Source organism: Arthrobacter sp. TJ-263, assembly GCF_058269155.1.
In genome coordinates this window covers 1,888,676-1,911,007 of record NZ_JBZCNE010000001.1, presented here as the reverse complement: position 1 = coordinate 1,911,007, position 22,332 = coordinate 1,888,676, and the positions used below count along the sequence as shown (strand labels likewise).

Below are 22,332 nucleotides of genomic sequence, written 5' to 3'. Positions count from 1 at the left end.
GCCGCCGCGGTCAGCGGACCAGGGCGCGCTCCTCCGCACCGTTGATGCGCGAGGTGCCGCCGCAGTTCGTGCACACCTGCAGGCGTGTCTTGTTCACGGTGAGGAGCGGGATGAAGAACACGGAGATCTTCGTCCTGCGCTGGATCACCTGCTGCGGTGCGAACCTCCCGCAGTAGCGGCAGGAAGCGGAGCGGGTGGACTGGAGGTGCTCACGTGTGGTGAGGCCGAAGAGGAAGAACATCTCTTCACGGTAAGGGCCCGACGACACAGAAGAAAGCCCCCTTAGTATTCCCTCTTCCGGCGCTCCGCGTGGTACTCAGGGGCGGCGGGAGCCGTGCGGATCCCGCGGTAGTGCGCGGGCCAGTCCCCGACGGGGATGCGCGGAATCGTCCGGATGGTCCCCGCGGTGCCCCACTCGTTCTTCCCCAGCCGCGAGAGCGGCCTGAGCGCGGCGATCGAGGGGAGGTCGCCGTCGAGCACGTCTTCCGAGACCGCGGCGTGCAGCACCTCGCCGAAGACGAGGGTGCAGTCGCCCATCTCCTGGATCAGGTGCAGCCGGCACTCGAGCGCCACGGGGGATTCCAGGACCCGCGGTGGCTTCACCGCGGTGCTCGGCTCCCGGGTGAGCCCGGCGGCGTCGAACTCGCTGGTCTCCGGCGGGAAGTCGGTGGCGGTGGCGTTCACGGCCTCGAAGAGGTCCTCCGGGGTGAAGCTCACCACGAACTCGCCCGTGGCCTCGATGTTGCGCACGGAGTCCTTGCGGCCCACGGACGTGAACTGGACGATCGGCGGGTTGACCGACGCGATCGTGAAGAACGAGTGCGGCGCCAGGTTGTCCACGCCCTCAGCGGACGTCGACGAGACCCAGGCGATGGGGCGTGGCACGACGACGGAGGTCAGGAACTTGTAGAACGCGCGGCTGTTCGCGGGGTCCGGGACGACGTCCTTGCGCATCCGGACCTAGCCCTGCGCCGCGAGGAGGTCGCGGAGGCCGAGCGGGCGCCGCCCGGTGAGGTGTTCGACGTCGGGGGACACCTCGGCCAGCTCGCCGCGGGCGACGGCCGTGTACGTGCTCACCCAGGCCTCGACCTGCCAGCGCGGCGCGCCGTGGTGGGCCCGGGAGGCCATCGCCTCGTCGTACGTCTGGTCCTCGAACCGCACGGTCGCGGGGGTCGCCGCGCTCATGGTCGCAGCGGCCTCGGTCAGGGTGAAGGACTCCGGGCCGGTCAGCCGGTACGTTCTGCCTTCGTGGTCCGTGGGCGTCCGCAGCACTGCGGCGGCTGCCCGGGCGACGTCGGACCGGGCGACGGCGGAGAGCCGGCCGTCCCCGGCCGGACCGCGGATGACGCCGTCCTCCGCGAGGGCGGGTACGACGTCGAGGTAGAGATTGTCACGCAGGAAGGTCCAGGCCATGCCGGAGCGCCGCAGGTACTCCTCCGTGGCCCAGTGGTCACGGCCGAGCAGGAACGTGGCGTCGGGGGAGGCGCCGAGGAACGAGGTGTAGACGACGTGCCGCACGCCGGCCGCCTTCGCCGCGTCGATGAAGGTGCGGTGGGTCGCCACGCGGTCGGCCTCCTCGGCGGCGGAGACCATGAACAGGACATCGACGCCCGCGAGCGCCGCGGCGGAGGCGTCGGCGTACGTGCACTGCCGGATGACGGCGTCGGCGAGATGCTCCGCCCGGTCCGGTGACCTGACCGGGAGGATCAGCGGCGCCCCTTCGGCGGCGAGCTCCCGGGCGACACGTCCGCCCACCATGCCGGTCGACCCTGTGACTGCGATGCGCTGCTCCATGCCCGGAACAGCCACGGCGGGGACGGAAATATTTCCTCCCCGCTTCACCGTCTGTTCGCCGACCGATGGTCCGCGGGCCGCCGGGCGCCGCTAGGCTCCTTCGAATGGCTGGACGGTTCGTGGCGATCGGGGACTCCTTCACCGAGGGGGTCGGTGACTGGAACAACTCCTTCCCCAACGGGGTGCGGGGCTGGGCGGACCGCGTGGCCAAGCAGCTGGGGCGCCAGGACCCCGCATGGGAGTACGCGAACCTCGCGATCCGCAGCAAGCGGCTGCACCACGTGCGGGACGAACAGGTGGACCGCGCGCTGGCCCTCGAGCCGACCCTCGTCAGCCTCTACGCCGGCGGCAACGACATCCTCGAGCTGCGTACCGACATGGCATCCCTCATGCGGGAGTACGAGTCCGTGGTGGCGCGCATCGCGGCATCGGGCGCCCGTCCGCTCCTGTTCACCGGGTTCGACATCCCGCTGAGCCCCGTCTTCGAGCCGATGAAGCGCCGCAACTGGCTCTACAACGACCACGTGCGGCGCATCGCGCGAACGTACGACGCCGTCCTCGTGGACTACTGGTGCTTCGACGAGTACTCGGATCCGGGACTGTGGGACGCCGACCGGCTGCACATGTCCCCCGCCGGGCACCGGAACCTGGCGGCGCACGTGCTGCGGGTCCTCGGCGTCGACCACTCCCTCACGCCGCGCCTGCCCGAGCGGGAGGGGTATGCGGGGCTGGTGGCGGGGCTGCGCCGCGAGTCGGCCTGGCTCGGGGAGTGGGTGGTGCCGATGTTCGGGCGGCGCCTGCGGAAGGTGACGCTGGGTGACGATCTGCAACCGCGATGGCCGGAACCCGTCCGCCCGGCCGACGGGCTGAAGCGCCTGGCCCGCGCCCGACGGGCGGCCGCGGCCCAGGTCGGGCACCCGTCGTCCCGAGGCGATGCACGGTGGCCGCGGAGCGGCGACTAGACTCGGCGCCTATGGATCACATGCGCAGGCTCCGCACCCCGATCGTCTGGCTCCTCGTCGCCGCCCTGGTCCTCAGCATCGGTGCGGGTTTCTTCTCCGTCATCTTCTAGTACCTTCCGGCCGGTGCGCGCCTCCGGCAGGATTGCCCTTGCCGCCCATAGTCCTCGAGGCCGGCTACCGCCAGTGCGGTCCGGCGTGGTCCTCGACTTGTCGGTGGTGTCCTCGCGCGCCTAGGGTCGTAAGTAGGCTTAGCTTTACCGGCGGGCCGACCTTCGTTCCGGCGTCCGTCGCGGCGCAGGACACGCACCAACCCAGGGAGAACACTCATGACCTCCGAGAGCACCACAGGATCGACCGACCAGTACACCTTCCAGAACCCCGTCACCAGGTTCGAGAGCATCACCCCTCCTGCCGAGCACACGGCGGAGCCGGGGCTCGAGTCCAGCATGGAGATCAAGGCCGACCGCGGCGAGACCTCCTACCGCGGAACGGGCCGCCTCACGGGTCGCAAGGCCCTCATCACCGGCGCGGACTCCGGGATCGGCGCCGCCGTGGCCATCGCCTTCGCCCGCGAAGGAGCCGACGTCGCCCTGTCCTACCTCCCCGAGGAGGAAGGCGACGCGCAGGTCGTCAAGGCACTCATCGAGGCGGAGGGCCGCACGGCCGTCTGCATCCCGGGTGACCTGAAGGACCCCGCGTACTGCATCTCCCTCGTGCAGCAGGCCGTGGACGGCCTCGGCGGACTGGACACCCTCGTCAACAACGCCGGCAAGCAGGTGGCCGTCGAGTCGCTCGAGGACCTGAGCGACGAGCAGCTGGACCACACGTACAAGACGAACATCTACTCGTTCTTCCGGGTGACCAAGGAGGCGCTCAAGCACCTCGAGCCCGGCTCGGCGATCATCAACTCGACCTCGATCCAGGCCTACGAGCCCTCGCCCACCCTCGTGGACTACGCGAGCACCAAGGCCGCGATCAACAACTTCACCAAGGGACTCGCGCAGCAGCTCGCGCCCAAGGGCATCCGCGTCAACGCTGTGGCGCCCGGACCCATCTGGACGCCGCTGCAGCCCTCGGGCGGACAGCCGAAAGAGGCACTGCCCGAATTCGGGAAGGACACCCCGCTGGGCCGTGCGGGCCAGCCGACCGAACTCGCGCCCGCCTACGTCTTCCTGGCGTCCTCCGAGTCGAGCTACGTGCTCGGCGAGACCCTGAACGTCAACGGCGGCATGCCTTCGCCGTAGGTCCTGACGGCAGACCACAGCAGCCCCGGACTCCTGTGAGTCCGGGGCTGCTGTGTTGTACGGTGCTGGACGGTTACGGCGCCTCGTCCAGGGCGTCGAAGTCCGCGCGGTCGATCCGGCGGTGGTACCGCATGCCGGCGAGACCACCGAGGATGGCCCCGACGAGTGCGATGGCGGCCACCACGAGCAGGGCGAGGAGCCCGGGACCCGTGAAGTCCTGCAGGGCGGGGAGGCCGAGACCCTGGACCCGCTCGGTGACGCTCGCCTGGTTGCCGACGATGAGTCCGATGATCGCGAGAACGAGGGTGACGACCACTGCCCAGAGCCAGACGGCGACACCCTGCTTGGCGCCACTGAAGCGTGCCATGCGTCCGGCGACGTAGCCGCCGGTGTAGTAGGCGACGAGCAGCATGATGCCGAGGACGACGGCGGTCGTGATGGCCGCGGTCTGCGCCTCGCCCGAACCGCTCGTGAGGTCCTGCATGGAGAGGGTGCCGCCGACGCCGAACAGCGCGGCCAGGCCGCCCACGACCGCGGAGAGCAACACGAACATGCCCGTCGCGGTGAGCCAGCCGAAGAACGCGGAGCCGAACTTCATGCCCCCGAAGTGTTCCTTCTCCCGCTGGTGCAGCAGCTTGCGGTCGGACGGGCTGGGCACACCCGAGCCGGCCACGGCGCCGCGGGGGAGGGGGCGGTCGGTGCCGGGATCGGCGGTGCCGCGCTCCTCGCGCTTGCCGGCGGGCGTCACGGGGACCACCTGCGTGTGGGCCTGCGTCCTCGTGTGCTCCGCAGGGCGCGGCTCGTCCCGCGAGGCGGAGATCGGCGCCGCCTGCCGGCGGGTGGGGGTGCTGTCCTCGGTGTCGGCCGAACTACCGGAATACATGCCCGGGACGTAGTCGCCGACCGAGTCGTCGTCGGACTCGTACCCGCTCCCGGCGTCGTTCCCTCCGCTCCGGGCCGACGACGGCGCCACGGCCGAAGCGCCGGAGCCGCTCTCTCCGGCTCCCGTGCGGTGGGTGTCCATCAGTTCGGTGGGGTTGTCCTGGGTCTGGGCGTGCTCGGACCCGACGGCGCCGCGGCGCTCGCCGTCCGTGTTCCCTGTTGCCGGTGTACTCATCGGTCCTCCTGATCTCAGGGCCCGCAGGCTCGCTAAGGTGGCTTAGTATTCCTTTGAAGTATCCCATGACGGCGGGTGGAAAGACCGGTGGCGCCGCGCCGCACCGGGGGATGGAAGACTGGGGCCATGGATCCTCAGCTGTTCATGACCGTGGTGTGCGGGGCCCTGATCGCCGTGGGCATCGCGGGGGTCGTGGTGCCGGTGCTGCCGGGCAGCATCCTGATCATCGTGTCGCTGCTCGTCTGGGCGCTCACGGTGGGGAGCGCCACGGGCTGGACGGTCTTCGCGATCGGGACCGTCCTTGCGGGTGCCGGTCTCGCCGCCGGACTCGTCCTCACCGGCAGGACCCTCCGGCAGCGCCGGATCCCGGGCCGGTCCGTCACCATCGGTGTGCTCGCGGGGATCGCGGGCATGTTCCTCATCCCCGTCGTCGGCCTTTTCGTCGGGTTCGCCCTCGGGCTGTTCCTGAGCGAGTTCGCCCGGCAGCGGAACGTGCGGGAGGCGGTGACCTCGAGCCTGCATGCCCTGAAGGCGACGGGCTTCGGGATCCTGGCCGAGCTGGCGCTCGCCTGCCTGGCCGGGGCCACCTGGGTCATCGGGGTCTGGGTCTACTTCGCCGGCCAGTAGGCGTCAGGACTCCCCCGAGAGGGTCAGCGCCGCGACGATCAGTGCGAGGTGGCTCAGCCCCTGCGGCAGGTTGCCCATGAACGCGTTGTCGGACGGTTCGATCATCTCGGCCATGATGCCGACGTCGTTGGCCAGGGGCACGAGCTCCTCCATCAGGTGCACGGCCTCGTCCCGGCGGCCGACGGCGACGAGCGCCGACACCATCCAGTAGGCGCACGCCACGAACGTCGCCTCCTCCTCCTGCATCCCGCTGTAGCGGTAGAGCAGGGGGCCCGCGCCGAGCTCCGCGCGGAGGGCGTCCAGGGTGGAGGACATGCGCGGTCCGCGATCGAAACCGCTCATCGCATGCAGGAGGATCGAGGCGTCGAGCTCGGTGGACCCCGGGTACCAGATGTAGCTCTGGCGTTCCTCGGACCAGCCGTGCTCATGCACCCAGCCGCGGATGCGGTCGCGCTCCGCGGCCCACCGCTCGACGGGCCCCTGGAGCTGGCCACGCTCGGCCAGCAGGACGGCGCACCGCAGTGCGTTCCAGCACCCGAGCTTGGAGGTCACGTAGTGCCGTTCTTCCGGCAACTCCCACATGCCGGCGTCGCGGCGCTGCCAGATGTCGCAGGTGAGGTCGGCGAGGTCGGCGAGTTGGCGCATCGTCGCCGGATCGAGGGCGTGGCCTGCCTGGACGTACTGCCACACGATGTCGAAGATGTCCCCGAACACGCCGAGTTGCAGCTGGCCCGCGGCGGGATTGCCGTCGACGACGGGCCCGATGTGGCGCCAGCCGGTCAGGTCCGGGCGTCCGGTGCCCTCGGGGATGTCACCGTTGAGCCGGGTGAAGACCTCCAGCTCGGTCCCCTGCACCCGCAGGTTCTTCAGCATCCACGACACGGCGGCGTGGACCTCCTCGCGGACCCCCGCCCGGGTGAGGGCATGCAGTGTGTAGGCGGTGTCCCGCACCCACGCGTAGCGATAGTCCCAGTTCTTGCCGCCCCCGACGCTCTCGGGAAGGGAGGTCGTGGCTGCGGCGGCGATCGATCCGGACGGGCTGTGCAGCAGGAGCTTCAGGATGAGGGCGCTGCGCAGGACCGCGTGCCGGTACTCGCCGTCGTAGGCGAAGTTGTCCGACCACGACTGCCAGTTGGCGATGGTGCGGTCCACGCCGTCGTCGATGGTCTGCGGGTCCGGGAGCGGGAGGGGCTCGCCGTGCGTGGAGACGACGGCGACCAGGTGCCTCGAGTCCGGTGACGTGGTGAAGGCGCCCGCGACGGACCGCCCCTGGGAGTGCCGGAGGCCGTGGTCGATGCCGAGGATACCGAGCGCGACGCCGTCGATGCGCAGGATCGGATGCCCTGCACCGGTATCGACCCACGGCGATGCGGCGCCGAAACAGGTGCCGGGTGCGACGGCCCATGCCATCTCCACGGAACCGGTCAGGCCGTCGATACGCCGGGCGAGCTCGCCCCACGGAAGGCGGCCGGCCACTCCCGTGTTGAGCGAATCCGTGACCCGCACCGTGCCTGCGGCAGTGGTGTAGGTGCTCTCCAGGACGTTGGAGCCGTCCGCGTAGCGGCGCTCCACCGAGAAGTCCTCCGTGGGGGCGAGGGACAGGAAGCCCTCCTGCGCATCCAGCAGCCGGGCGAAGGCCGGCGGTGAATCGAGGTCCGGGGTCGGATACCAGTCGATGGACCCGTCGAGAGCCACCAGTGCCACTGTCCGGCCGTCGCCGATCGCCGCGTAGGAGCGGAGATCCACGAAGCCCGCCTCATCCCGGAGTGCGATACCGTGCCTTCCTGTCCCGTGGTGTCCTGCCGCTGCTACCTGCCGTTGTAGCGCGTCTTGCTGGCACGCGACGGCTGGCCCCGCCGGTTCATGAGGCGTGATGCGATGACGGGTACGAGGGCCCAGAGGATTCTCTTCAGCAGCATGGTGTGTCCTTACGGTCGGGTCCGGGCCGCGAGGGTCACGGCCGGTCGATTCATCATCCTACTGATCATTCACCGCGTGGTCCGGTTCTCGGTGACGAACGCAGCCAGCGCGCGGAGCTGGGCATCACGTGCTATCGGGTTCAGGTACATCATGTGCCCGGCCTCGTGGTAGTGGTGCGTGAAGCGGGCCCGGGCGGCGTCGTCGAGATTCATGTGCGCCCAGACGTACTCGGCTGCGAAGTGGGGTGTGGCGCCGTCGTGGTAGCCGTAGTCGACGTGCACGCGCAGGGCGGGATTGTGCACGAGGAGACGTTCGAGGACGCCGGAGACGTCGACGGGGGCGCCCTCGAACGTCCGGTAACTCCACGGCTGGACGCGGGCGGTGAGGATCTCGTAGGGGAGGTCGTTCTCGTAGCCGAGTTCGGCCCGGACGTAGTGGTTCATCGCCGCCGAGTACGGTCCGGTGATCGCCCGCATGCTCGGGTCGTCGAGGGAGTCCGAGGCCTGCTGGTTCTCGGGGCGGGCAGCGAACCGGCCGTCGATGCGGCCGACCGCGAGGCCGTCCCCGCGCAGGAGTTCGGCAGCGAACTCGTGGTACGCCCAGCGGAGATTCGTCCGGCGGATGAAGCCCTCGTCGAGCGTGGTGATGGCGTGCAGTCGCGCGACGACGTCGTCGTACTCCGCCGGGCTCAACCGGCTGCCCTGCGTCAGGGCGTAACCGAAGTCGCGCGCCGCGAACTCCTCGGCCTCACGGAGCACGTCGGAGAGCTCGCGGTCACCGTGCCGCCCGTGGTAGTGGGCGATGGCGGCGTAGGTGGGGAGGTGGAGCGCGTAGGGCAGGTCACTGCCCGGGAAGAAGCGCAGCGTGGACATGTTGAGCACGGTGGAGATCAGGCCGAGCCCGTTGACGGCCATGCCGTAGGCGTCGAACAGGCGCCCGGCCACCGCGACGGCACGCAGCGTGCCATAGGACTCGCCGACGAGATACTTGGGGGAGAGCCAGCGGTTGTTGCGCGTGGTCCAGAGGCGGATGACCTCCGCCACGAGGTCGCGGTCCTGGACGAACGCGTGGAACTCGTCGGCCGCCTCACCGTCGACGACGCGGGAGTAGCCGGTGTTCACCGGGTCGATCATGACGAGGTCGCTCGACTCCAGCAGGCTGTCCGGGTTGTCGACGAGCCCGAAGGGCGCGGGCGTCATGGCGCCGACGTCCCCCGAGTCCACCAGGCGCGGACCCAGCAGCCCCAGGTGGAGCCACACGGAGGCGGACCCGGGGCCGCCGTTGAAGGCGAAGGTGACAGGCCGGTCCGGCTCGGCGTCCTGCTTGGTGTACGCCACGAGGAAGATCTCGGCCTTCGGCTTGAAGCCGTCCACCTTGCCGTCCTTCGTCTCCTCGCGCCGCAGGACGAGCCGCCCGGTCGTCGTCGTGTACTTCAGCCCCGAGGCGGACGTGTGCTCCCTGACGGCGAAGTCGTCCGACACCTCCTTGGCCCGTGCATCCTGTTCCCGCGCGGCAGTGGTGGGTGTGTCCGTCGTCTCATCAGCCATGCCAGAAGACTACCGGTAGTTCTCCGAGGCAACAGCTCAGGAGTCGGCGGGCGTCGTCGCCCGGGGGCCCGTCGCCGGTCGCGCGTCACCCTGGGCGTGGTCCGCCGAGCCTGCGGCCGCGGCGTCCCGGGACCACTGGGTGTTCCGCTGCGGCCTGGCGAAGAACAGCGCGGCGAGGAAGCCGATGATGATGACGCCGGCCGGCAGGTAGAGGGACTGGCCCATCGAGAGGGCGTAGCCGGCCTTCGACTCGTCGGGCAGCGCTCCTCCGGGGGTGGCGCTCATGCCGCCGCCGTCGAGGTTCGTCATGAGGCGTGACTGCATCATCGCCGCGATCGCAGCGCTCCCGAGCACGGCGCCCATCTGGCGGGTGGTGTTGTAGACGCCGGACCCTGCTCCCGCCAGCGACGGGGCGAGGTTCCGGGTGGCGGTGAGTGACACCGGCGCCCAGATCCCCGCGCTGGAGAGACCGAGCAGGGAGATCGGCAGCAGGAGCTGCCAGATCGGGACGTCCGGCGTGAGGATGGACCCCAACCAGAAGAGGGACGCCGACATGCCGGCGAAACCCGCGATCGCCATGTACTTGGGGTTGCCCCGCTGGACGAATTTGCCGACGAAGGGGGCGAGGGCGCCGGAGATGACGGCCATCGGGGTCAGGAGCAGCGCCGCCTGCGTGGGCGAGAGGCCCCGGACGGTCTGCGCATACAGCATGAGGGGCAGCGCCATGGTGGTGATGGCGAAGCCCATGGCGCTGATGGAGGTGTTGGCGAGGGAGAAGTTGCGGTCCCGGAACAGCCGCAGTGGCACCAGGGGCTCGCCGCGGTTGATCTTCTGCCAGACCACGAAGGCGACGAGCAGCACGATGCCCGTGATGATCAGCGACCAGACGGACAGGGGGCCGGCGATGGTTCCCCAGTTGTAGGTCTCACCCTCCTGGATGCCGAAGACGAGGCAGAACAGGCCGGCTGCGCTGAGGAACACACCGAGCATGTCGAAGCGGTGGGACGTGGTGGGCAGGGTCGGGACGAGGCGGGAGGCGAGGATGAAGCCGATGACGCCGATCGGGACATTGATGAAAAAGATCCACTCCCACCCGGCGGAGTCCACGAGGATGCCGCCGAGCACGGGGCCCACGAGGGTTGCGATGCCGGCGACGGAACCCCACAGGCCCATGGCGGCACCGCGCCGCTCGGGCGGGAAGATCCGGGTGATGACCGACATGGTCTGCGGCGTCATGAGCGCGGCACCCAACCCCTGCAGCACGCGGGCGAGGATGAGTGCCTCCACGGTGCCGGAGAGCCCGCACCAGGCGCTCGAGAGGGTGAAGACCACCAACCCCACCAGGTAGATGCGCTTCGGCCCGAAGCGGTCACCCAGCCGGCCCGTCACGAGCAGCGGTACGGCGTAGGCCAGCAGATAGGCGCTCGTCACCCAGATGACACTGTCGATGCCGGCGTCCAGCCCCTCCATGATGGCCGGGGTGGCAACCGAGACGATCGTCGAATCCACGAGGATCATGAAGAAGCCGATGACGAGCGACCAGAGGGCCGGCCACGCCCTGATCTCGTCGTGCTTCGAGGGACCGGCGGTTGCCGGGGTGGGGGTGCTGGACATGGGGAGAAGACTACGCCCGCGCGCTGACATCCACGCTGAGGGCGGGAACCACCCGCGCTTTGGGCGTAGGGGGAACTTCTGGGTACAGTGTTGGTGTTCGGAAGTAGTATCCGGGGCTTTAGCTCAGTTGGTAGAGCGTTTCGTTCGCAATGAAAAGGTCAGGGGTTCGATTCCCCTAAGCTCCACTCGATCCCACAGCACGTGCATGCTGTCGGTGCCCCGGTGATCGGCGGGTAGGTTCGTCCGCCGATCGGGTAGCGGTATGGCGTCGGCTGCCATTGACAGCCCGAAAAATCCAGGCGTAGCTTGTTGCGGTGCACGACCTGACTGACGCACACGGTGATGACCGTTCCGTCGGCGGACCCATCGCCTTCACGGCATCCACCCCTTATCCGGGCAGGACGCACCACGGCTGCACTCCTGCCGCACTCGGGAGCCTGAGATGAACATCCAGAACAAGCTGTGTCTTTCCTTTCTCGCCACGAGGTTCCCGCCCCCTGGCCGCCGGCGGACATGGACGGCGAGTACGTGCCCGTCCCCGACGACTACTACGACCCCATCGAGTTCCCGGCGTGCGGGACCAGCGTCACCATGACCTCCGGAGACGTCCGAGACGTCCACTACAAGTCCACGCTCAAGGACGACGGGTCGACGGTGATCAGGTACCGGGGCGATGGCACCGTGGACCTGACGGCGACCCCTGGCGGGGACCTCCCCGACGGAGGCTTCATCGACGAACTGGACGTCTCCGGGCCGGGCAGCCAGCGGATCTCGGCGGACAGGTCGACCGTCGTGGAGACGTTGGAAGGGCCTTCGATCGTCTATCCGGTGAGTGCGACCGACTCGGCGGAGCTGGACAGAGGAGGGTTCCCGGAGCTCTTCTACTTCGAGGACGGGAAGCTGAGGATCGAGATCAGCCTCTCGGAGGACGAGGACGCCGTCGAACCCGATGCGGTCGAGATCGTCAGGGACACCACCAGTGGCGTGGTCGATCTGTGCGAGGCCCTCGAGGAGTCGGCGGAACATCCCTAGCCGACCGATGAAGACCGCCTACCCGTCGCGCCGCGTCGCCTACTCCTCGTCGGGGTCCTTCCGCGTCCAGGGCTTCGCCGCGAGGATCCGTGCGAGTGGTCCGAGCCAGGACATCACCACGAGCAGGGTGAAGGTGCTGCTCAGGGAGGAGCCGAGCGTGGTGGACGGGAAGAGCTGATGGACGCCCACGAGGACCGCGGCCACGAGGAGCACCTTCTTGATCGCAGTGAGCACGTGCCACGGGACCGGCCGTGGCCAGGGCGTGAAGTCGGCCGTGTCGGTGTTCCCGGGCTGCTCGTCCCAACTCATCTGACCCTCCCTGCAACATGGCGTGGAACTCCATTATCCACGCGGGAGGTGCCTCAGCCGAGGACGGCCCAGCGCCGGGCCGGTACGAGCGCCGTGTCCGCGCCGCCGTCGACCGCCGCGTGTCCGGCGAGGACGGACGACGCGCCGGCGACACCGACGCGCTGGGCCTCGTAGGAGAGATTCAGTACCACGACGAGCGCGTCGGAGCCGAGCGCGGTGCGGTAGGCGAGCACCTCGTTGGACAGGTGGAGCACCTGGGTCCTCGCCCGGTGCAGCCATGCGTGCCGGCGGCGCAGCCCGATGAGCTCCTGATGCAGGGCGACGACGGGCCCGCCGATCGGGGAGAGGTCCTGCGGCGAGCGCGGGAAGAGGGGGCGGACGTCGTCGTCGCCCCCGGCGCGGTCCGCCTTGATGCCGCGGTAGCCCTGCTCGTCCCCGTAGTACACGGAGGGAGTCCCACCGACCGTGAAGAGGACGACGACGGCGTGCTCCACGAGGGACGCGTCCTCGAGCCTGCTCGCGATGCGTGTGACGTCGTGGTTCCCGATGAAGGTCAGCGGCGCGAAGGCCGCGAGGAGCGCGTCATGGCGCTCGAGGGCCGCGGCGAGCTCGTAGAGGTTCGCATCGTTGAGCGAACTCCAGATCGCCTTCCACAGCTCGTACTGAGTGGTGGAATCGATGCCGCCGGACTGGACCGCCGCAGCGTAGTCCCCATGGATGTACTCGCCGACGAAGTAGGCGTCGGGGTGCGCCTCCCGGACCCGCCGCGTCACCCCGGCCCAGAACGACGACGGCACGGCGTAGGCGGCGTCGAGCCGCCAGCCGTCCGCCCCGCGTCCCAGCCAGTACTCCATGACTTCGACGACGAAGTCCGCGACCGCGGGCTCCTCGTGGTTCAGGGCCACGAGGTGGTGGTGGCCCTCGAAATCGCGGTACCCGGGTTCGACGCCGGGCCCGGCGCCGTCGGGCCAGTCGAGGGAGAACCAGGCGGTGGTCGGCGCGTCCGGCCCCTGGGCGAGGACCTGCTGGAACGGCGCGAAGGAGCGCCCCGTGTGGTTGAAGACGCCGTCGAGGATGATACGCAGTCCGCGCCTGTTCGCCTCCGCGACCAGGGTGTCGAAGTCCTCGAGCGTGCCCAGCCGGGGATCGATGGCGAAGTAGTCCGTGGTGTCGTAGCCGTGCGTCTCGGAGGCGAAGACGGGCCCGAGTGCCAGCCCCGACATGCCCAGGTCCACGGCGTAATCGAGCCACGGGATCAGACCGAGCAGGCGATGCGCCTCGGCCGGCTCCTGGGTGGCGGACTTCTCCGCGCCCACGAAGCCGAGGGGGTACACCTGCCACCAGATCGCGTGCTGGACCCACTCGGGTTCGTTCATGGCACAGGCCTTCCCGTCTGCTCGCACCCGCCCCTCTCGGGCAGCGCCCCGACGGCAGTCGGGGCGCTGACCAGCCTACGTCGCCGAGCTGCCGGCCACCCGCAGCGAGCGGCAGGACGTCACCCGGCTGTCGGTGACCCGCCCGGTCCTGCGTCGGAGCCGGCCGTGCTCCCGGACGGCATCCTGGCTCCTCGACGGTGCCGTCCCGTCTCGCGGTAGACCTGCGCGCAGAAGAGGACCAGCAGGAGGGCGTGGGCCACATCGCCGCCGTAGTACATGAGCAGGGCCGCCTGCTCGGTGTCGGGAGGCATGCCGCCCCGCCCGGCCACGGAGTACAGGTGCTTCGCGACCATTCCGTGCACGGCGATGGCCGCCGTGACGACCGCCGCCCTGACCCAGGCAGGTGCGCGGTGTGGATGGGGGTCTATCCCGATGACGGCATAGGCGAACAGGGTGCCGGATACCACGAAGTGGACGTGGAGGAGCGGCCCGAGCACGGCGTGGTGCAGCACCGCGAGCCCTGCGCCGTCCCAGTACAGAAGAGCCATGGGTACCGTGGCCAGGAGCATGGCGGTGAGGGGATGGGCGAGCAGCCGCAGCGCCGCCGTACGGACGATCCTGCTGTACGTGCGCCCCACCCGGCCCGGCACGGCCCGCAGGAAGACGGTGGCGGGAGCGCCGAGGACGAGCAGCAGTGGAACGATCATGCCCAGGACGAGATGGACGGCCATGTGCCCGGTGAAGGTCCCGGCGGCGGCCTGTGCCAGGGGGCCCGCTGTCACGGCGAGCCCGAGCGCCGTCCCGGACAGCCATGCGATCGAGTACCGGAGCGGACGGGCGTCGCGTCCGCGCAGGGCGGCGGCACGCCCGGCGGCGAGATACAGCACGGCGAGGCAGGCCCAGACGACGACGGCTGCCGCGTCCGGCGCGAAGGCGGTCGGATCACCGACGACGGGCGCCGGTGGTCCGGGGTGGTGCGGGCCGTCAGGCACGGTCCGCGGTGTCGCCCCCGCGTCCGGCGCGCCGGGCCGTCCTGAGCACGAGGAGTCCGGCGACCAGGAACACCACCGCGGCGCCGTTCCACAGCAGGTCGTACGGCAGGAGGTCGATGCCGTAGCGGATCTGGTGCAGGTCCAGGATCTTGTGGTGCATCAGGCCGTCGTACAGCTGGAAGGCGCCGATCCCCACGAGGGTTCCGCCCACCCACCGGCGGGTGTCCAGTGCGTTGCGGCGTCGGAGGTCGGCGAACAGGAAGAGCGACGCCACCGTCGCGAACCAGCTGAAGGCGTGGAAGAGGCCGTCGGACACGAGGCCGGCGCCGGGCGTCGACCGGTCGTAGAAGTGGTGCCAATGGAGCAGCTGGTGGAACACGGCCTCGTCGATGAAGGCGATGATCCCGCAGCCGAACAGGACCCCCACCAGCACGTTACGACGCCCGGGGGAACGCGCGCCCGCGCGGGGAGCGGATGCGGGAGGCCGGGTGGATGAGGCGATGGTATTCCCCGTCGTCGGGTGGGCTGGGACAATGTCCAGCGTGCCAGCGCAGCCGGGTGGGCGTCCACCGGTTTCCCGGCAGGCGGACCCCGGCCCCGGGTGGTATGACAAGCATCACGGGGAGCGCTGGAAGCCGCGTGCGCGCTGATTCCTGCCATTAGACTCAGGTGCTGCACACGCCCCACCGGGCACCAGACCCCCTCGAAGAACGGCATCGGCATGGCAACGGACTACGACGCACCGCGCAACAACGACGAGGACAAGGAAGCGGAATCCCTGGAGGCACTCCAGGCGAACCGCGGCAGCACCGCCCAGTCGTCGTCGGTCGACGTCGAGGACGGCGACACCGCGGAGGGCATCGATCTGCCGGGTGCGGATCTCTCCGGCGAGGAACTCCTCATCCAGGTGATCCCGCCGCAGGAGGACGAGTTCACGTGTGCGTCCTGCTTCCTGGTCCGGCACCGCAGCCAGATCGCCCTCGAGAAGAACGGCCGGCAGTACTGCACCGACTGCGAGGGCTAGACCTCCCGCTGGTGCTGACGGACGGCGCTCCCTCGAGGGGGCCGTCCCGTTCCGCGGGCAGTCCTCAGGAGGCCTTCCCGCCGTACCACCAGTGCGCGTCCTCTCGCGGTGCCTGCCGCGGGAGTGGCAGGGCCATGACGACGGCGCGCCGGCGGGCGTGCGTGAGGAGCATCCTGATCACCGCGAGCAGCGCGGCGGGGATGGACACGAGGAGGACGACGGCGACGGCGTACACCGCGAGCGCCGCGTGGACCGGCGAATGGTGGAGCCCATCCACGAGGGCGCCGCCGCCGAGCCACAGCCACAGCCAGAACAGCCCGATGACGTAGAGCAGGGACCGGGCGCGCCTGTAGGGCAACGGATGGTGCACCCGCCTACGCGCCATATTCGTCTCCCGGATCGGTCCCTCGGGCCCGCCCAGGGCAGGACCACTGGAGGAAAGACTAGACCGGCATCCGGGCTCTCCCGGAAATTGATACCGAATCGATATGTAATGGGACCCGGGGTGTCCGGGAACGGGATCGCGGTGGCACCTACAGCGTCATCGCGGCTTTCGGCAGATCGGCATCGGCGGGTGCTTCGCCGAGCAGCCGGACGTGGTCGGGATTGAGGTCCCCGATCCGGTTCACGCCCAGGAGCTGCATGGTGCGGGCCGTCTGCGTGCCGAGGATCTCGAGGGTGCGGTCCACGCCTTTGCGGCCACCGGCCATGAGGCCGTACAGGTAGGCCCGGCCGATCAGGGTGAAGTCGGCGCCGAGTGCCATGGCGGCGACGACGTCCCCGCCGCTCATGATGCCCGTGTCGAGGATGATCGCCGTCCTGCCCTTCAGCTCGGCGGCGACGCGCGGCAGCAGGTGCAGGGGGACGGGCGCGCGGTCCAGCTGGCGCCCGCCGTGGTTGGACAGGATGATCCCGTCAGCACCGTGGTCCACCGCCTTCTTCGCGTCGTCGAGCGTCTGGATGCCCTTCACCACGAGGTTGCCCTTCCACACGCTGCGCAGCCAGTCGAGGTCCTCGAACGTGAGGGTGGGGTCGAACATCGAGTTGATGAGGTCGGCCACCGTGCCCGAGTAGCGGGAGAGGGAGGCGAAGGACAGCGGCTCGTGGGTGAGGAAGTTGAACCACCACGCAGGCCGGTACGAGGCATCCACGACGGTCTTCAGGGTCAGGGCCGGCGGGATGGTCATCCCGTTCCGGACATCCCGGAGGCGGGCCCCGGCGACCGCGGTGTCCACGGTGACCATGAGGGTGTCGTTGCCTGCCGCGGCGGCACGCGCGATGAGCTCCATGGAGCGGTCGCGGTCCGTCCACAGATACAGCTGGAACCAGTTGCGCCCGTCCGGCGCCGCCTGCGCCACGTCCTCGATGGATGCCGTGCCCATGGTCGAGAGCGTGTAGGGGATGCCCGCAGCCGCGGCCGCCCGGGACCCGGCGTACTCGCCCTCGGACTGCATCATGCGCGTGAAGCCGGTGGGGGCGATACCGAACGGCAGTGCGGAGTCCTTCCCGAGGATCGGGGTGACCGTGCTGACCGTCTCCACGTTCCGCAGGATGCCCGGCCGGAACTCGACGTCGAGGAACGCCTGGCGTGCACGCCCCAGGGAGATCTCGGCCTCCGCCGCACCGTCCGTGTAGTCGAAGGGCGCGGTGGGCGTGCGCCGCTTGGCCAGGTCGCGGAGATCCCAGACGGTGTTGGCACGCTGGAGGCGCCCGGCGGCGCCGAATTCCGGCTTCTTGAACTGCATGAGCGGTGCGAGGTCCGCGACCTTGGGGATCCGGCGCCTCAGGGCGGGAGGGACGGATGCACTCGAGGGTGTCTGCATGGTCTGCCTTTGCTCGTCGTCGGACCGTGGCTCAGCCGGCGTCGTCGAGCGCCGAGTGAGGTCGGACCACAGATCCTACGGCGTGTGGTCCGACCACACAAGCTATGCTGGCGGCATGCGCAATCACCAGGTCGTGTCCGCATGGCTCGAGCAGGAACTCGCGGCCGGCCGGCTGGCCATCGGGTCCCGCCTGCCGGGGGAGCGCGCGATGGCGGAGCAGCTCGGCATCTCCCGTGCCTCCGTGCGGGAGGGGACACGCGTCCTGGAGGCGCTCGGCGTCGTCCGCGCCGGCGTGGGCTCCGGTCCGCAGGCCGGGACCGTCATCACCGGCAATCCCGCGCTGGCCCTCGACTCCGCCCTGCGGCTCCACGTCGCGAGCGCGCACCTGCCCGTCAAGGACGTCGTCGAGACGCGACTGCTGCTCGAGACGTGGGCGGCGGCCCACGCCTCCCCGGACTCGCCCGCCCTGGCGCGCGCGGCCCTCCTCCTCGACGAGATGGACCAGCACGACGACGGCCCGGACGGTTTCCTGGAGCGCGATGCACTCTTCCACGTAGCGCTCGCGGAGGCTGCCGGCAACGTGCTGATCGGCGCCATGATGGGATCGCTCCGCGGCTCGATCGCGGCGTACACGCAGCGGCTCACGGCCCGGCTCCCGGATTGGAGCACCACCTCCGACCGCCTCCGAAGGGAGCACCGCGCCATCCTGGACGCGGTGCTGGCCGGTCGGGGCGAAACGGCGGCGGACCTGGTCCGCGACCACATCGAGGGCTTCTACCGGGAGGCCGGCGTCCCCCGGGATGCAAGCGATTCCTTCCGACGCCAGGCGCTTTCCATCACGATGCCGAATACCTAGACTGCAGGGATCTGGTCGAGCAGCGGGCCATGGACCTTGATGTGGAGCAGGCCATGGATCATCTTCCTCACAGTCTCGAATATCCCACCGTGCGGCTGAACGGGGTGACGACCGTCCAGGAGGGTCGGCGCGCGCGCCTCCCCGGCCTCCTCCTGGGTGCGGAGGCCGACATCCCGGAGGATCTCCGCGAGGTGCCGACCCGCCGGCTGAGGATCCTCTGCAACAGCATCTACCAGCGGCTCGATGCGGACCGTCCCTCCCCCGAGAGCCGGGAGCGCTACCACGCCGTCGTCGAGGAACTCGAACGGCGGGAAGCCCGGGCGGAGCAGCCGGATCCGCCTTCGGGGCTCCGCGGCACTGCCGTGATCCTTCCGCTCGTGCCGGGCACGGGGCGCCGTCGGCTCCGCCTGCCGGGGGCCGCTCGTGCCGCAGGACGGGATCGCCGATGACGTCCGTCGAGGTCCTCTCCGAAGCCTTCTCCCGGCTGCCGGGCCTCGTCCGCAGCGCCGTGCGCGGCCTCGATGCCGACCAGTTGTCCCTCCGGCCGGGTGGATCCGCGAACCCGGTCGCGTGGCTCGTCTGGCACCTCACGCGGGTGGCGGACAGCCACCTCGCCGAGGCGTTCGGCCACGAGCAGGTGTGGCTGGCCGACGGCTTCGCCGACCGCTGGGACCTCGCGCTGGACCGGGAGGACACCGGCTACGGGCACTCGCGGGACCAGGTCGACGCCGTCCGCGTGGCGTCCGCGCAGCAACTGCTGGACTACTTCGACGCAGTCCATCGGATCTCCCGGACCCTCGTGGCGGACCTCGACGAGGAGGACCTCCACCGGGTGGTCGACGAGCGCTGGGATCCGCCGGTCACCCTGCTCGTCCGGCTCGTGAGCGTGCTCGACGACGCCGTGCAGCACGCCGGCCAGGCCGCGTACGCCCGCGGGATCATCCTCGCCGATCGACGGCGCTAGCCGAGGCCCGTCTGCCGCAGCGTGATGTTGAGCCGCCCCTCGAAGCCGATACCGGCCGGCGCCGTCCCGGGAAGGGTCCGCAGGACACTGTGGTAGGCGAAGCGTGAGGGTCCGCCGAAGACGAAGAGATCACCGGAGGCGAGCTGCACGTCCTCCCAGGGGCGGTTCCTGTTCTCCGTGTTGCCGAACCGGAACACGCACGTTGCACCGAGGCTGAGGGAGACGACCGGGGCGCTGATCCGTTCCTCGCGGTCCTGGTGCATGCCCATCCGGGCCGCGTCGTCGTAGTAGTTCACGAGTGCGGCGTCGGGCTCGTAGGAGGAGCCCGCCTCCTCACCGTAGGCCGCCGTCACGGCGTCGCGGCCCAGCGCGCGCAGCACCTCCGGAAAGGGTGCGACGGCGGCGCCTCCGACGTCGTCGGCCGTACGGCTGTACCGGTACGGCAGCCAGTGCCAGCCGAGGCTCACGCTCTTCACGGACATCACGCCGCCGTTCGGCATGGTCACGGCGCGCATCGGGACGGGCCCGCTCGCCCAGGTGCGGCAGAGGTCCACCAGGCGGCGCTGCCGGTCGGGGTCCAGCCAGTCGGGGACGTGCACGGCGCCGGGCGCGAGCTCCCGCCGCGGGCGCGGAATCAGGGCGTCGAACGGATCGGTCACCCCACCATTGTGCTCCGGCCGGCGCGCTGTCCCCGCAGCAGCACGCGATTCCGCCGGAGCGTCTACCCCGCCACGGGAGCCTGGAACTCCGCCGGCCGCATCTCCCCCGCCTCGACGGGAGCGTCGACGACGTTCGCGCCGACCGGTGCGGGGCAGGTCCCGTAGAGCGTGAAGGCGCTGGGGTAGTTGATCGCCCGGTTGAAGTCCAGGACGACCCCGCCGTCCGGGCGGGGCCGGCGCGTGGTCACCTTGCGCCAGGCCGCGGTGGTGACCCCGTTCGTCGTGTCGTGGAAGGTGATCGAGAGCGCCCCGGACCCGTCCTGGCCCGCGCGGAGCCGGAACCGGCGGTGGTCGCCGGGAAGGGAGAAGACCACCTCACCGGCCGTCTCGTGCACTCCCGGCACGTCCGGGTGGGCGGTGGCGATCGGCTCGTGCAGGGGATCCCCGTACGGTTCGAACCGTCCCTCCACCACGAGATCGGGCCGGTGGTCGAAGGTCGGCACGCCGGTGAAGCCGGTGAGCGTGGGCGAGGAGGCATCCCTGGTCCGGATGGCATAGCGGCCGGCGCGGCGCGCGAGTTCGACGACGACCCGGCGCCCGTCCTCCCCGCCGTGCGCCACCCACATCAGCGATTCCTCGTCGGCGACGGTCGCCGTGATCGTCCCCTCCAGGATCCTGCCGCCGGCCGGGTCGGTCAGATCGGTCAGGCCGTCCGACGTCCCCGCGGTCAGCTGCGCGGCGTCGCCCGTGGAGGACCAGAGCCCCGGCACGACGTCGACCCGGGCCGGCTCGCTGCCGAGCCACTGGAAGGACGTCAGGCTCAGCCAGCCGTGCTCCTCGGCCAGGGCCGCATCACGGGCGTTCCGGAAACGGCGCCAGCGTTCCTCCGGGGTCTTGACGTCACTCACGGGTGCTCCTTGTCCTGCGGGTCGTTTGTGGGCTGTAACCCGTCATGGGGGCGGGGGATTCCCCGGAACCGTATCTCCCCGGTGCTTTCTCTGAGAGGATGGGCATCCGCGCGGCACGGTCGAATCCGGAGGACCAGGCATGAGTTCAGCAAAGGCAGCCCCCGGTGACGCGGTGCTCGACGGCGCCCCCGCCCTCGAAGCGCCGGCCATCCCGGTCCCGAATCCCCTCGCCGAGGGCGATGCCCCCGTGCTCCTGCCGCATCCGGACCAGCCGACGTGGCGCGAGGACTACCCGTACGAGAAGCGGATGACGGAACGGGAGTACCAGAAGGCCAAGAGGGCCCTCCAGATCGAACTGCTCAAGATGCAGGGGTGGGTCAGGGCGAACGAGGCCAAGGTGGCGCTGGTGTTCGAGGGCCGTGACGCGGCCGGCAAGGGCGGAACCATCAAGCGCTTCATGGAGAACCTGAATCCCCGCGGAGCGAGGATCGTCGCCCTGGACAAGCCGAGCGACAAGGAGAAGACGCAGTGGTACTTCCAGCGCTACGTCTCCACGCTCCCCTCGGGCGGCGAGATCGTCCTGTTCGACCGGTCGTGGTACAACCGGGCAGGGGTGGAGCGTGTCATGGGGTTCTGCTCGCCCACGGAGTATCTCGAGTTCATGCGGCAGGCCCCGGAATTCGAGCGCATGCTCGTCCGCAGCGACACGCACCTCATCAAGTTCTGGTTCTCGGTGTCGCAGGCGGAACAGCGGCGTCGCTTCGCCAAGCGCCACACGGACCCGGTGCGCCGCTGGAAGCTCAGCCCCATGGACCTGCAGTCCCTCGACAAGTGGGACGAGTACACGGCGGCCAAGGAGGCCATGTTCTTCTACACGAACACGGCGGACGCCCCGTGGACGGTCATCAAGAGCAATGACAAGAAGCGGGCCCGGATCGAGGCGATGCGCTACGTCCTGTACGTCCTCGACTACAAAGAGAAGGACCACGACGTCGTCGGCACGCCCGATCCGTTGATCGTCGGGACGGGGCCGCACTCGGGCGTCTTCGAGGCCGGAGAGCAGTCCACCCACCTTTTCCCCACGCTCTGACGGCAGCGGTGGCCCTGGGTCGGGCTGCCGGTCAGCCGCTGAAACCGGCCGTGGCGCCGAGTCCCACGATGACGAGGACGAAGAACAGGATCCCGAACAGGATCGCGAGACCGTAGAGCGCCGTGACGATCCAGCCCAGGACCTTGCCTGCTGTCGCGGGCACGCCGAGGCGCTCCGCCTTCCGGGCCTGCCAGATGGCCAGCGGCCCGAGGACGATGCCCGCCACGAAGAAGCCCACCAGACCGAGGATCAGGGAGAGCTGGGCCGCCTTCTCGCCCTCCATCGTCTGGTACGAGGACTGGTAGAGACCCGACGGATAGCTGCCGGTCTGCTGGTAGGGGCTGCTGCCGGGCTGGTTCGGCGGGTAGCCGCCGGCAGGACCGTAGGCGCCGCCGTCGTACGGATTCCTGTGGCCGGGGGAGGGGAGTTCACTGGGATAGGGATCCTGGGACATCGTGGTTCTCCTGGTCGGCT

General features: G+C 70.0%; 25 protein-coding genes and 1 tRNA gene. 10 read left to right on the top strand and 16 right to left on the bottom strand.

The features are described 5' to 3' along the window. Nucleotides 1-10 precede the first annotated feature (10 nt). From AC4D2F_RS09140 to AC4D2F_RS09130, 3 genes are read right to left on the bottom strand one after another with little or no spacing between them, the layout of a single operon-like run. Nucleotides 11-241, bottom strand: a complete 231-nt coding sequence (locus AC4D2F_RS09140; protein WP_104167819.1) for a zinc-ribbon domain-containing protein — start codon at nt 239-241, stop codon at nt 11-13. A 41-nt stretch (nt 242-282) separates the two neighbouring features. Further along, nucleotides 283-954: a flavin reductase family protein gene (locus AC4D2F_RS09135; RefSeq protein WP_104167820.1), complete on the bottom strand. Its 672-nt coding sequence runs from the start codon at nt 952-954 to the stop codon at nt 283-285. Between the two features lie 6 nt (nt 955-960). After that, a complete protein-coding gene (locus AC4D2F_RS09130; protein WP_490910254.1) occupies nt 961-1,809 on the bottom strand; it encodes an SDR family oxidoreductase in 849 nt (282 codons plus the stop codon). Between the two features lie 89 nt (nt 1,810-1,898). Here AC4D2F_RS09130 and AC4D2F_RS09125 point away from each other — a divergent pair, with 89 nt between their 5' ends. Together AC4D2F_RS09125 and AC4D2F_RS09120 are read left to right on the top strand one after the other, a co-directional pair. Then, nucleotides 1,899-2,756 carry an SGNH/GDSL hydrolase family protein gene (locus tag AC4D2F_RS09125; RefSeq protein WP_490910253.1) on the top strand — a complete coding sequence of 286 codons (858 nt, stop codon included), beginning with the start codon at nt 1,899-1,901 and terminating at the stop codon, nt 2,754-2,756. A 326-nt stretch (nt 2,757-3,082) separates the two neighbouring features. Further along, nucleotides 3,083-4,000, top strand: a complete 918-nt coding sequence (locus AC4D2F_RS09120; protein WP_104167823.1) for an SDR family oxidoreductase — start codon at nt 3,083-3,085, stop codon at nt 3,998-4,000. A 73-nt stretch (nt 4,001-4,073) separates the two neighbouring features. Here AC4D2F_RS09120 and AC4D2F_RS09115 read toward each other — a convergent pair whose 3' ends face one another. Further along, a complete protein-coding gene (locus AC4D2F_RS09115) occupies nt 4,074-5,117 on the bottom strand; it encodes a hypothetical protein (protein ID WP_490910252.1) in 1,044 nt (347 codons plus the stop codon). A gap of 126 nt (nt 5,118-5,243) precedes the next feature. Here AC4D2F_RS09115 and AC4D2F_RS09110 point away from each other — a divergent pair, with 126 nt between their 5' ends. Beyond that, entirely contained in the window at nt 5,244-5,744 is a 501-nt protein-coding gene (locus AC4D2F_RS09110; protein ID WP_104167825.1) for a DUF456 domain-containing protein, read from the top strand. A gap of 3 nt (nt 5,745-5,747) precedes the next feature. Here AC4D2F_RS09110 and AC4D2F_RS09105 read toward each other — a convergent pair whose 3' ends face one another. The 3 genes from AC4D2F_RS09105 to AC4D2F_RS09095 form a co-directional block, all read right to left on the bottom strand. Continuing rightward, nucleotides 5,748-7,490 carry a glycoside hydrolase family 15 protein gene (locus AC4D2F_RS09105; protein WP_490910251.1) on the bottom strand — a complete coding sequence of 581 codons (1,743 nt, stop codon included), beginning with the start codon at nt 7,488-7,490 and terminating at the stop codon, nt 5,748-5,750. Nucleotides 7,491-7,732: 242 nt separating this feature from the next. Continuing rightward, nucleotides 7,733-9,211 carry a S10 family peptidase gene (locus AC4D2F_RS09100; protein ID WP_490910250.1) on the bottom strand — a complete coding sequence of 493 codons (1,479 nt, stop codon included), beginning with the start codon at nt 9,209-9,211 and terminating at the stop codon, nt 7,733-7,735. 36 nt (nt 9,212-9,247) lie between these two features. After that, a complete protein-coding gene (locus AC4D2F_RS09095; RefSeq protein WP_104167828.1) occupies nt 9,248-10,825 on the bottom strand; it encodes a DHA2 family efflux MFS transporter permease subunit in 1,578 nt (525 codons plus the stop codon). A gap of 112 nt (nt 10,826-10,937) precedes the next feature. On the opposite strand from AC4D2F_RS09095, the gene AC4D2F_RS09090 reads away from it, so the two are divergent. Further along, nucleotides 10,938-11,010, top strand: a tRNA-Ala gene (locus tag AC4D2F_RS09090). Between the two features lie 277 nt (nt 11,011-11,287). Beyond that, complete coding sequence (locus AC4D2F_RS09085) at nt 11,288-11,857, top strand: hypothetical protein (RefSeq protein WP_490910249.1); 570 nt, start codon at nt 11,288-11,290, stop codon at nt 11,855-11,857. Nucleotides 11,858-11,896: 39 nt separating this feature from the next. Here AC4D2F_RS09085 and AC4D2F_RS09080 read toward each other — a convergent pair whose 3' ends face one another. From AC4D2F_RS09080 to AC4D2F_RS09065, 4 genes are all read right to left on the bottom strand, one after another. Further along, complete coding sequence (locus tag AC4D2F_RS09080; RefSeq protein WP_490910248.1) at nt 11,897-12,166, bottom strand: hypothetical protein; 270 nt, start codon at nt 12,164-12,166, stop codon at nt 11,897-11,899. A 53-nt stretch (nt 12,167-12,219) separates the two neighbouring features. After that, on the bottom strand, nt 12,220-13,542 hold the full coding sequence (locus tag AC4D2F_RS09075) for an alpha-amylase family glycosyl hydrolase (protein WP_490910247.1): 1,323 nt from the start codon (nt 13,540-13,542) through the stop codon (nt 12,220-12,222). Nucleotides 13,543-13,661: 119 nt separating this feature from the next. Further along, complete coding sequence (locus tag AC4D2F_RS09070) at nt 13,662-14,534, bottom strand: cytochrome c oxidase assembly protein (protein ID WP_490910246.1); 873 nt, start codon at nt 14,532-14,534, stop codon at nt 13,662-13,664. After that, complete coding sequence (locus AC4D2F_RS09065; RefSeq protein WP_490910245.1) at nt 14,527-14,967, bottom strand: DUF2243 domain-containing protein; 441 nt, start codon at nt 14,965-14,967, stop codon at nt 14,527-14,529. The genes AC4D2F_RS09070 and AC4D2F_RS09065 overlap by 8 nt, the downstream gene beginning before the upstream one ends. Before the next feature lie 288 nt (nt 14,968-15,255). Between AC4D2F_RS09065 and AC4D2F_RS09060 the strand changes: the two genes are divergently transcribed. Continuing rightward, a complete protein-coding gene (locus AC4D2F_RS09060; protein ID WP_490910244.1) occupies nt 15,256-15,558 on the top strand; it encodes a DUF4193 domain-containing protein in 303 nt (100 codons plus the stop codon). A 64-nt stretch (nt 15,559-15,622) separates the two neighbouring features. On the opposite strand, the gene AC4D2F_RS09055 is transcribed toward AC4D2F_RS09060, so the two are convergent. Continuing rightward, nucleotides 15,623-15,943 carry a hypothetical protein gene (locus tag AC4D2F_RS09055; RefSeq protein WP_490910243.1) on the bottom strand — a complete coding sequence of 107 codons (321 nt, stop codon included), beginning with the start codon at nt 15,941-15,943 and terminating at the stop codon, nt 15,623-15,625. Nucleotides 15,944-16,091: 148 nt separating this feature from the next. Further along, nucleotides 16,092-17,381: an alpha-hydroxy acid oxidase gene (locus AC4D2F_RS09050; RefSeq protein WP_490910242.1), complete on the bottom strand. Its 1,290-nt coding sequence runs from the start codon at nt 17,379-17,381 to the stop codon at nt 16,092-16,094. Between the two features lie 115 nt (nt 17,382-17,496). Here AC4D2F_RS09050 and AC4D2F_RS09045 point away from each other — a divergent pair, with 115 nt between their 5' ends. From AC4D2F_RS09045 to AC4D2F_RS09035, 3 genes are read left to right on the top strand one after another with little or no spacing between them, the layout of a single operon-like run. Then, complete coding sequence (locus AC4D2F_RS09045) at nt 17,497-18,237, top strand: FadR/GntR family transcriptional regulator (protein WP_490910241.1); 741 nt, start codon at nt 17,497-17,499, stop codon at nt 18,235-18,237. A 29-nt stretch (nt 18,238-18,266) separates the two neighbouring features. After that, the gene (locus tag AC4D2F_RS09040; protein ID WP_490910240.1) at nt 18,267-18,686 is read left to right on the top strand and encodes a hypothetical protein; all 420 of its coding nucleotides are present in this window, start codon (nt 18,267-18,269) and stop codon (nt 18,684-18,686) included. Next, nucleotides 18,683-19,201 carry a mycothiol transferase gene (locus AC4D2F_RS09035; RefSeq protein WP_490910239.1) on the top strand — a complete coding sequence of 173 codons (519 nt, stop codon included), beginning with the start codon at nt 18,683-18,685 and terminating at the stop codon, nt 19,199-19,201. The genes AC4D2F_RS09040 and AC4D2F_RS09035 overlap by 4 nt, the downstream gene beginning before the upstream one ends. Here AC4D2F_RS09035 and AC4D2F_RS09030 read toward each other — a convergent pair. Both AC4D2F_RS09030 and AC4D2F_RS09025 read right to left on the bottom strand, forming a co-directional pair. Beyond that, complete coding sequence (locus AC4D2F_RS09030) at nt 19,198-19,860, bottom strand: alpha-ketoglutarate-dependent dioxygenase AlkB family protein (RefSeq protein ID WP_490910238.1); 663 nt, start codon at nt 19,858-19,860, stop codon at nt 19,198-19,200. The two genes, AC4D2F_RS09035 and AC4D2F_RS09030, sit on opposite strands and share 4 nt — an antisense overlap. Nucleotides 19,861-19,922: 62 nt before the next feature. Continuing rightward, the gene (locus AC4D2F_RS09025; RefSeq protein WP_490910237.1) at nt 19,923-20,768 is read right to left on the bottom strand and encodes a DUF1684 domain-containing protein; all 846 of its coding nucleotides are present in this window, start codon (nt 20,766-20,768) and stop codon (nt 19,923-19,925) included. 139 nt (nt 20,769-20,907) lie between these two features. Between AC4D2F_RS09025 and ppk2 the strand changes: the two genes are divergently transcribed. Next, nucleotides 20,908-21,858: a polyphosphate kinase 2 gene (ppk2, locus tag AC4D2F_RS09020; RefSeq protein WP_490910236.1), complete on the top strand. Its 951-nt coding sequence runs from the start codon at nt 20,908-20,910 to the stop codon at nt 21,856-21,858. Nucleotides 21,859-21,889: 31 nt separating this feature from the next. Here ppk2 and AC4D2F_RS09015 read toward each other — a convergent pair whose 3' ends face one another. Next, nucleotides 21,890-22,312 (bottom strand): DUF4190 domain-containing protein, encoded by a 423-nt coding sequence (locus AC4D2F_RS09015; protein ID WP_104167843.1) that lies wholly within the window; start codon nt 22,310-22,312, stop codon nt 21,890-21,892. Nucleotides 22,313-22,332: the final 20 nt, after the last annotated feature.